This is a genomic window from Empedobacter sp. UBA7620, from assembly GCF_002484185.1.
GTDB classification, from domain to species: Bacteria; Bacteroidota; Bacteroidia; order Flavobacteriales; family Weeksellaceae; genus Empedobacter; species Empedobacter falsenii_C.
Genome location: NZ_DLJI01000032.1, coordinates 14,419 through 24,079, shown reverse-complemented (window position 1 = coordinate 24,079; position 9,661 = coordinate 14,419). Strand labels below are relative to the sequence as shown.

Here is a 9,661-nt window from a genome sequence, read left to right as displayed (position 1 = left end):
GGCAACAAAATGGAATTTAGACCCTTCTCATTCAGAAGTCCAATTTAAAGTAAAACACATGGTAATTTCTACAGTAACAGGAAATTTTGATCATTTCAATGCTGATGTAGAAGCTAATTCAGATGATTTTTCTGATGCAAAATTTGAATTTGATGCAAAAGTAGATTCAATCAATACAAAAAATGCAGATCGTGATGGACATTTAAAATCAGCTGATTTCTTTGCTGCTGAGCAATTTCCAGAAATGAAATTTGAAAGTACTTCAGGTATTCAAAACGGAAAAATTAATGGAACTTTAGAAATTCGTGGTGAAAAACAGCCAATTACATTAAATGCAGATTTTGGTGGAGTTATCACTGATCCATGGGGATTACAAAGAGCTGGATTCGAATTTTCAGGAGAAATCAACCGTAAAGATTACGGATTAGGATGGAGCCAAGTAACAGAAGCTGGAGGATTAGTGGTTTCTGATAAAGTAAAATTATTGGTGAATTTAGAGTTTACTCAAGCCCAATAATCATAATTTTTAATAGCAAAAAAACCACTTCAAAAGAAGTGGTTTTTTTGCGTTATTTATTTTTGTTCTCCCAAAAAGTAGCATTTTTAATTCCGATTTCAGTAGGATTGAAATCAGGATTTTTAATTCCTTTTTTACGTTTGTCTTTATAATCTTTCCAGACTTTAAGCCCAACTCCGCTTAATAATAAAATAGCAATAACATTTACCCAAGCCATCAGACCAACACCAATATCTCCAATTGCCCAAGCAGTTTCAGCAGTTTTGATTGTTCCGTAATACGTAGCACCTAAAAAACAAACACGTAAAATCCATACATATACTTTTCTATTTCCTTTCTTGAAAATGTATGTAATATTAGTTTCCGCATAATAGTAATAAGCCATAATAGTAGTAAAAGCAAAGAAAAACAAAGCAATTGCAACAAAACTATCTCCAAAAGCAGGAAATTCACTTGAAACAGCGGCTTGTGTAAATCCTGTATAATCTATTCCAGGAAGATTTTCTGTAATAAAATTTCCAACTTTTTCAGGGTGATTTACATTGTATTTTCCTGTAAATAGAATCATAAAAGCGGTTGCTGTACACACAAATAAAGTATCAATGTAAACGGAAAAAGCTTGTACTAAACCTTGTTGAGCTGGGTGATTAACTTCCGCTGCTGCTGCTGCGTGCGGAGCAGTTCCTTGCCCAGCTTCGTTAGAATAAATTCCACGTTTTATTCCCCAAGCAATTGCAGCACCAAAAACGCCACTATAAAGTGATTCTTGATTGAATGCTGAAGAAAAGATTAATCTTAAAACAGAAGGAATTTGTTCGAAATTCATCCCAATAATAATGATAGCCATTAAGATGTAAGCACCTGCCATAAAAGGAACAATGAATTCTGAGGCTTGTCCTAAACGTTTTACGCCTCCAAAAATGATTAAAGCTAATAATCCAATAATTATAAAACCTACTACGTTAATTGGAATTCCGGCAAAATCATACATAGGAATATCGAAAGCATTATTCAAAGCAGATGAAATACTATTTGACTGAACGCCTGGTAATAATAATCCACAGCTCATAATTGTAATGATTGCGAATAAAACTGCGTACCATTTGATTCCTAAACCTTTTTCGATGTAATACGACGGACCTCCGCGATATTCTCCATTAATTTCTTGTTTGTAGACCTGTCCTAATGCAGATTCTATGAATGCAGATGCACTTCCTAAAAATGCGATAAACCACATCCAAAAAACGGCTCCAGGTCCTCCCATAGCAATTGCAGTAGCTACACCTACAATATTTCCTGTTCCAACACGACCAGAAATTGCTAAAGAAAAGGCTTGAAAAGGTGTGATTCCCTTGTCCGATTTTTCGCCGCTAAAAAGCAAACGAACCATGTCTTTTATATAAACTACTTGTAAAAATCCGGTGCGAATAGAGAAGTAAATTCCTGTTAAAGCGCAAAGTCCAATTAAAGCATATGACCAGACGTAGCTGCTTATTAGATTGATGATATCATCCATTTGAGTATAAAATTTTTGTTCTTGTGTTTATTTGTGGTGCTAAAATGCTAAAAAAATCTTAATTATAAGATTTAATCTGTTTATTTATTCGAAAAAATAAATCATAACAAGAATTTTATTCTAAATTTTGATGATATCTTATTTAAACCTTTTGTTTAATATCAGGTATGTAGTTAATTAAAATATAAATAAAAAAGGTTACAAATTATTGTAACCTTTTTCTGTTTTTTTTATTATGATCGAATGATTTTTAGTTTAGCAAAATTTAAGAGTAATTTTTTCTCTCCAGCATTATCAAAATGAATAATGGCTTTCATATCTGATGGTTCTCCTTGCAAATCTTTCACAATTCCTCGTCCAAAACGATCGTGAACGACAACTTGACCAACTTGTAAACCTTGAGCATTCGCTGTTGATGAAGCACTACTTTTCGTTTGATTTACTGGTTTGAAATTTGATCTTGGTTGAGCTGGTTCTACACGAGCTCTCGGATTAGGTCGTGCAACCGATTTTTCTCGTTGTTGATACTGTTGCGGTGTTGGTTCGTCTCCAAATAAATCAGCCGATAATCCACTATTGTTTGAAGCTCTTGCAGAAATATTCAGATTTTTCCATTCTAAGAAACTATCATCAATTTCTTCTAAGAAACGAGATGGTTCGCAATCGATAATTTTTCCCCAACGAAAACGTGAAACAGAATAGGTCATATAAGCCACTTTCTCGGCACGTGTCAAGGCAACATAAAATAAACGACGCTCTTCTTCTAATTCAGCACGTGTGTTAACGCTCATCATAGAAGGGAAAAGATTTTCTTCTAAACCTGCAATAAATACAACAGGGAATTCTAAACCTTTTGCTAAGTGAACAGTCATCAAATTTACTTTGTTATCGTCATCTTCTTCGTTATCCGCATCAGTTGCTAAAGCAATATTTTCTAAAAAACCTCCTAAAGAAGCGTCTCCTTCGTCTAATTGTTGTTGTTCTTCAACATAACCTTGAATCGAGTTTAACAACTCTTGAACGTTTTCTAAACGAGAAACACCTTCTGGTGTAGAATCTTCTTTCAACGCATTCAATAATTGAGTCGTTTTAGCCATTTCCATCGTTACTTCATACACATCATGCGATTTTAACATGACTTGGAAACGCTTAATCATCAACACAAAATCATTCAGTTTGTTTGCTGTTCCTGCATTTATACCAATTGTTGGAGCATATATTGCAATATTTTCAATCAAAGAAAATAAACTAATTTGATGTTGATCTGCCGCGACCAAAAGTTTAGAAATTGTTGTTTGACCAATTCCACGTGCTGGATAATTGATTGTTCGCAATAAAGCTTCTTCATCATTTTGATTAATCAATAATCTCATATAGCCAACCATATCCTTAATCTCTTTACGCTGATAGAAAGAGGTTCCGCCATAAACACGGTATTGAATTCCTCTTTTTCTCAAGGCTTCTTCTAAAGCACGAGATTGAGCATTTGTACGATAAAGAATAGCAAAATCTTTTGGTTGAAGATGTTCATTGATCTGTCTTTCCCAAATTTGTGTCGCAATATAGCGTGCTTCATCAGCATCAGAAAGTCCACGATAAACGGCTATTTTTTCTCCAGTTTCATTCGCTGTCCAAACATTTTTTTCTAATTGATCTTGATTTTGTTTGATAATCTGATTCGCAGCTTCCACAATCATTTGCGTCGAACGATAATTTTGTTCTAATGGATACAATTTCGCATCAGGATAATCAGATTTGAATGATAAAATATTTCGAATATTTGCACCACGGAAAGCATAGATAGATTGCGCATCATCACCAACCACACAAAGGTTTTCGTAACGAGAAGCCAATGCTTTTACAATCAAATATTGAGAATGATTGGTATCTTGGTACTCATCTACCATAATATATTTGAAACGTTCTTGATATTTTGCTAAAACCTCAGGAAAACGCGTCAAAATTTCGTTGGTACGTAACAATAAATCATCAAAATCCATTGCACCAGATTTGAAACAACGATCTACATAAGCTCTATAAATATCACCCATTCGAGGTCGCATTGCTTCATTATCTGCTTCAATTAAAGCTTGATTGTTATGATAAGCTCTAACTGTAATCAAGTTATTTTTGTATTGAGAAATTCTTCCCAAAACTTGTTTTGCTTTGTAAATATCTTTATCCAAATGCATTTCGTTAATAATCTTTGTCATTACCGAAACTGCATCTTGTTGATCGTAAATTGTAAAATCTGATGGATAACCTAAAAGCGGAGCTTCAACACGTAGAATACGCGCAAAAACAGAGTGGAAGGTACCCATCCAAAGAGCTTTTGCATTCGCTTCACCAACTACATGTCCGATACGTTCTTTCATTTCTCGGGCAGCTTTATTGGTAAATGTTAAAGACAATATATTGAAAGCATCAACTCCTTTATTTAGTAAATGAGCAATGCGATAAGTTAACACTCTCGTTTTTCCAGAACCCGCACCTGCAATCACCATTACTGGACCTTCGGTAGCTTCTACAGCCAAACGCTGTGGTTCGTTCAGTTTTTCTAAATAATTTTCTTCCATCGTGTGCAAAGTTAACCTTTGTAGTGTAAAGGATAAAATAATTTTGAAAGATTATATGTTTTCTTATATAGACATATTGTTAATTATATCTGATTATAAAGATTTATTATCAAGAGATAGAAAAAACGTACGAATTGAAAGCTGTTTCGTTACATTGATAAGGAAATATTCTGTATATTTACACAAATTTTTTATATGACAGACGAATCAGTAAAATCAAGTAATTACGAAATAGTAAAGCAAGTGTTTACGAATTTCTTGGAAGACAATGGACATCGTAAGACACCTGAACGTTATGCTATTTTAGAGGAAATTTATTTTACAGATGATCATTTTGATATTGATATGTTGTATATCAAAATGAAAAATAAGAAATACCGCGTTAGTCGTGCTACTTTATACAATACTATCGAGCTTTTGATGGAAGCTAAATTGGTGCGTAAACATCAGTTTGGAGATCAACAAGCGCATTACGAAAAATCATATTTCGACAAAAATCATGACCATATTATTTTGTCTGATACAGGAGAAGTATTGGAGTTTTGTGATCCAAGAATTCAATCTATTAAACAAACGATAGAAGATATTTTTGATATCAAAATTGATAATCATTCATTGTATTTTTACGGAACTCGTAAGAATAAATAACCTTGATTTTATAAAATCAAAAGACCTTTTACAATTTCGTAAAAGGTCTTTTTTGTTATTTTTAATTAGAAAATTGATCTAATAAATCAAAAGAAGGAACAAAAAATAAAGTTCCAGTTTTAGCTTTACTAAAATCTAATATTCGATCATAGTTTCCGGCAGGTTCACCAACAAACATGCGTTCTAACATTTCTTCTACAATGCTAAACTTTCTGGCATAAGCAATAAAATAGGTTCCCATTTCATTTGTAGACATATTCCCAAAAGGCATATTATCGCGAACAATTTTTTTGTCATCGCCAACATTTGCTAAAGCAGAATGCGAATTCGAAGGCTTTTCATCATCATTCATTTCAATATCATCAGCTTTAGATCGTCCAATTACTTTTTCTTGTTCAGAAATTGGTAAATTTTTCCAAGCTTGCATATCATGAATATATTTTTGCACAAATAAATAACTTCCATTTGTATAAGCAGAATCCTCATTGCCAATCAAACCAAAATTTGTTCTTTCGTCACCTTGCGGATTTTCAGTTCCATCGACAAAACCTAAAATACTACGACCATCCCAATATCTAAAACCATGAATTTCTTCTTGACAAGTCGCAACATCATTTAATAAATCAGTTAGATTAGAAACAATATCAACGCAATAACTTTGTTGTGTAGAGCGGATATGAAAATGAATATCGCCTTTTGTAGAAACGGCTTCATGCTTTTCTCCTTTAATGGCAACAAAAGGTTTTAATTCTTTCGGCAAAGGTTTTGGTAAATCTAATTTTATCCAAGCATTATAGCTAATTCCTAAAATAACGCTCGATTGCGTTTTCGGAAAACGTGTATTGGCTGAATGATTAAGATTAATAACCAAAGCGCAAAGCTTTTTGAATGCATTTTTGTAAGCAGTATTTTCCTTGAAATTCCAAACCATAAAAATAGTATTGGTATTTGGACTATCTAATACATTTTGATATTGAGGCATTTAATAGATTTATAAAATTGAATATGAAGTTAAGAATTTTAAAATTGAATTTTATGAATAATAGTTATTTTTTTAATCAAATTAAGACTTAAAAATCTATCATATTGATTAAAACATTATGAAAATTTTAAGTATTCAAGCATGTTTTAACGTAATAATTAATTTTTAGGACTAAAAAAATAATACTAATTTTGGCTAACACTTTTCGGAAGTGAAATAAAGATTAAATAAAAATAATAAATAATTGTTAATTAATTATATAAATAAAAATAAAACAGGTTTGAAAGTTGCTTTTTTACTTTCATGTTTTATAACGATAAGTGCTTTTGCGCAACAAAAACCTAAAAAAGAAAAAGTTATTCTAAGACATGCTGATTTAACTGAAAAAAATCCAAAGCTTTTTGAAGGAAATGAATTTTTGTCAGGTAATGTTGTTATTGAATATAAAGGTGATGTAATTTCTGCTGATAGTGCGGTTTTATATCGTGATAAAAACTTGGCTGTTGTTTGGTCGAATGCACGTTTGGTGAGTAAAGACAAAACAATTACGGCGCATAAAATGGAGTATGACGGAAACACAACAATTGCAAAAGCTTTCAAAGATGTGGTGTTGACTGATCCAAGTTCTCGTATTACGGCAGATTATATGGATTATAATCGTACAACTGAGATTGCGACTGGTATTGGGAAAGTAGAAGTGAAGACGCCTACGCAACAAATCAGTTCTGAAAAAATGATTTACGAGCGATTGACTGGAAATATTATTGTAAATGATACTTACAAAACAATTGGTTCTGATGGAACTTTGGTCGAAGGACGAAATGTTGTGTATAATGTAAAGTCTAAATCGGCAAATTTTGGTTCAGAAGTTTTTATTACGAATAAAGATTATACGATTTATTCAAGAAAAATGACGACGAATGATATTACGGGAATTACTACTTTCCGTGATTATTCTAAAATTACACGTCGAAATGATCCATCACAATATATCATTACTTCGGATGGAGATTTTAATAAAAAAACGGGTGAAGCTTGGTTAAGAGGAAATTCAAAAGTTTATTATCAAAACAAAACGTTGACGGCTAAAAAACTTTATTTCAACGATAAAACAGGTTTTGGTAAAGGTGAAGGGGATGTTTTTTTGGATGATCCTTTAGAAAAAAGATTTTTGAAGGGAGATTACGGAGAAGCTTTTAAATACTTAGATTCGGCTTTTGTAACGAAGAATGCGTATGCTGTGAAAGCGTTTGACAAAGATTCGCTTTACATTAGTGCAGATACGTTGTTGGCGGTAAAACGTCACGATGTTGATTCGACTTCATTGGTGAAAGCGTTTCATAAAGCGCGTTTTTACAAATCGAATGCGAATGGGAAAGCAGATTCTTTGGTGTACAATCAAACTAAAGGATTGATGCAATTTTATAAAGATCCAATTTTGTTTTCTGGTGATAATCAAGTGACGGGAGATTATATCGAAGCATATACAAATGCAAAAACAGAAAAATTAGACTCGATGAAAGTGTTCAATAATGCTTTTGTGATTGCTAAAGTGGATTCGCTTGTGGAAAATGAATATCATCAAATTAAAGGAAAATATTTAACTGTTCTATTTCAGGATGATAAAATTGATTTTATTAATGTAGAAGAAAATGCTGTCGCGTTGACGTACATGGATGATACAGATCAAAAAACGAAAGTGAAAGAACGTTACGGAGTTAATATTTCGTATTGTGGAATTATAGAAGTTGATGTTGTAGGAAAAGATGTTGAATTGGTTGCATGTCGTATAAAATCGGACGGAAAAATGTATCCATTGTCAAAATTTCCAGAAGAAATGCGTTATTTGCCCGATTTTAAATGGCGAATTTCTGAACGATTAAACACTTGGCGAGATATTTTTATCGAATCGAAATAATCTTTTCATAAATTAATCGTTTAATTTCTAAAACTATAAATGAAAGCTACATCTATCATGTTATCTATTCTGTTATTATCAAGTTGTTATACATATAAAGCTTTTGATCCTGAGGAGTATGCATTGGAAATGTCTAAAGGTAATAATCAAAATCAAACGACTAACTCTAATGAAAGAAGTCGTTCCAGAGCTGATATTGCTGAATTGAGAAGAGAACGCAAAAGTCCGAATGAAAATGCAATTAGTTCATCTCTTTCAGAAAGTAAAGAAGAATTAGCTGCATTAAGAGCTAAAAAAGAAGAGAGTAAAGAAGAGAAAGTAGCGATAGATCCTTCTACGATTAAAATTTCGGATGTTATCAAACCCGATCAATTTTATAAAGTAGATGCGCAAGGAAAAGAATATACAATAGAGGCGAAGCAATGGAAAGCTGATACTTTATATGCTGTTGTAAAAGGAACTGAAAAAGAATTGAAATTTCATAAAAATGATATTTCTTCGTTCAAAATAAGAAAATTTTCGAAAGGTAAATCAGATGCTCTTACTGTTGCAGCGTATGCAATGGGCGGTGCAGCTGTGCTTTTTTTATTAAAATAAAATGGGAACATTAAAGGAAGGATTTTTCAAATATCAGGCGCAAACAACAAATTTTGCATCTGGTTTTGAAGTCGATTACGCAAAAGGCTCTTATATCTATGGAAAGGATGGAAGAGCCTATCTTGATTTTGTGGCTGGCGTTTCGGTGAATACACTTGGACATAGCCATCCGCGCATCAATCAAGCGATTATAGATCAGGTAAACAAATATATGCATGTTGCTGTTTATGGTGAATATGCGCAAGAAAAACCAGTTGAATTATGTAAGCGATTGGTTGATTTAACACCAGAAGGATTGGATCAAGTTTATTTGGTAAATTCTGGAACAGAAGCGATCGAAGCTTCGCTTAAATTAGCGAAACGTTTTACAGGTCGTCGTCAATTAATTTCTTTTCGAAATGCCTATCATGGGAATACACATGGTTCGTTGAGTGTCTCGGGTGATGAACGTAAGAAAGCTGCTTTCCGACCATTGTTACCAGAAGTTTATTTTATTGACTTTAATAACGAAGAAGATTTACAAAAAATTACCAAAGAAACAGCTGGTGTTATTGTAGAAAGTATTCGTGGTGCTTCTGGTTTTAGATTGCCAGAAAATGATTTCTTTATCAAGCTGAAAAAACGTTGCGATGAAGTTGGTGCATTATTGATTATGGACGAAATTCAACCAGGTTTTGGACGTACTGGAAAATTGTTTGGTTTCGAACATTTTGGAGTTGTACCAGATATTGTAGCGATGGGAAAAGGCATGGCGAGTGGTTTGCCTGTTGGTGCGTTTATGACTTCTGATAAAATTATGAGTTCTCTTAAGCAGAATCCTCAATTGGGACATATCACAACTTTCGGTGGAAATCCTGTGATTGCAGCAGCGGCTTTGGAGCTACTAAATGTTATAGAAGATGAAAAA

At 33.0% G+C, this 9,661-nt stretch carries 8 protein-coding genes; 5 read left to right on the top strand and 3 right to left on the bottom strand.

The genetic code is table 11. The features are described 5' to 3' along the window. The coding region (locus B2217_RS07470) for a YceI family protein (protein WP_291122243.1) at positions 1-517 on the top strand (517 nt) is incomplete at its 5' end. A 52-nt stretch (positions 518-569) separates the two neighbouring features. On the opposite strand, the gene B2217_RS07465 is transcribed toward B2217_RS07470, so the two are convergent. Then, on the bottom strand, positions 570-2,033 hold the full coding sequence (locus tag B2217_RS07465) for an alanine/glycine:cation symporter family protein (RefSeq protein WP_291122242.1): 1,464 nt from the start codon (positions 2,031-2,033) through the stop codon (positions 570-572). A gap of 233 nt (positions 2,034-2,266) precedes the next feature. Then, positions 2,267-4,609, bottom strand: coding sequence for an ATP-dependent helicase (locus tag B2217_RS07460; RefSeq protein ID WP_180906728.1), 2,343 nt, complete (start codon positions 4,607-4,609; stop codon positions 2,267-2,269). Between the two features lie 195 nt (positions 4,610-4,804). Here B2217_RS07460 and B2217_RS07455 point away from each other — a divergent pair, with 195 nt between their 5' ends. After that, on the top strand, positions 4,805-5,257 hold the full coding sequence (locus tag B2217_RS07455; protein ID WP_038331681.1) for a Fur family transcriptional regulator: 453 nt from the start codon (positions 4,805-4,807) through the stop codon (positions 5,255-5,257). 61 nt (positions 5,258-5,318) lie between these two features. Here B2217_RS07455 and B2217_RS07450 read toward each other — a convergent pair whose 3' ends face one another. Next, positions 5,319-6,239, bottom strand: a complete 921-nt coding sequence (locus B2217_RS07450) for a Dyp-type peroxidase (protein ID WP_291122241.1) — start codon at positions 6,237-6,239, stop codon at positions 5,319-5,321. 244 nt (positions 6,240-6,483) lie between these two features. Here B2217_RS07450 and B2217_RS07445 point away from each other — a divergent pair, with 244 nt between their 5' ends. The 3 genes from B2217_RS07445 to B2217_RS07435 form a co-directional block, all read left to right on the top strand. After that, on the top strand, positions 6,484-8,157 hold the full coding sequence (locus B2217_RS07445; protein ID WP_291101109.1) for an OstA-like protein: 1,674 nt from the start codon (positions 6,484-6,486) through the stop codon (positions 8,155-8,157). A 39-nt stretch (positions 8,158-8,196) separates the two neighbouring features. Then, a complete protein-coding gene (locus tag B2217_RS07440) occupies positions 8,197-8,754 on the top strand; it encodes a hypothetical protein (RefSeq protein ID WP_291122240.1) in 558 nt (185 codons plus the stop codon). A gap of 1 nt (position 8,755) precedes the next feature. Next, positions 8,756-9,661 (top strand): aspartate aminotransferase family protein (locus B2217_RS07435; RefSeq protein ID WP_291122239.1); only part of this gene is annotated, 906 nt, incomplete at its 3' end.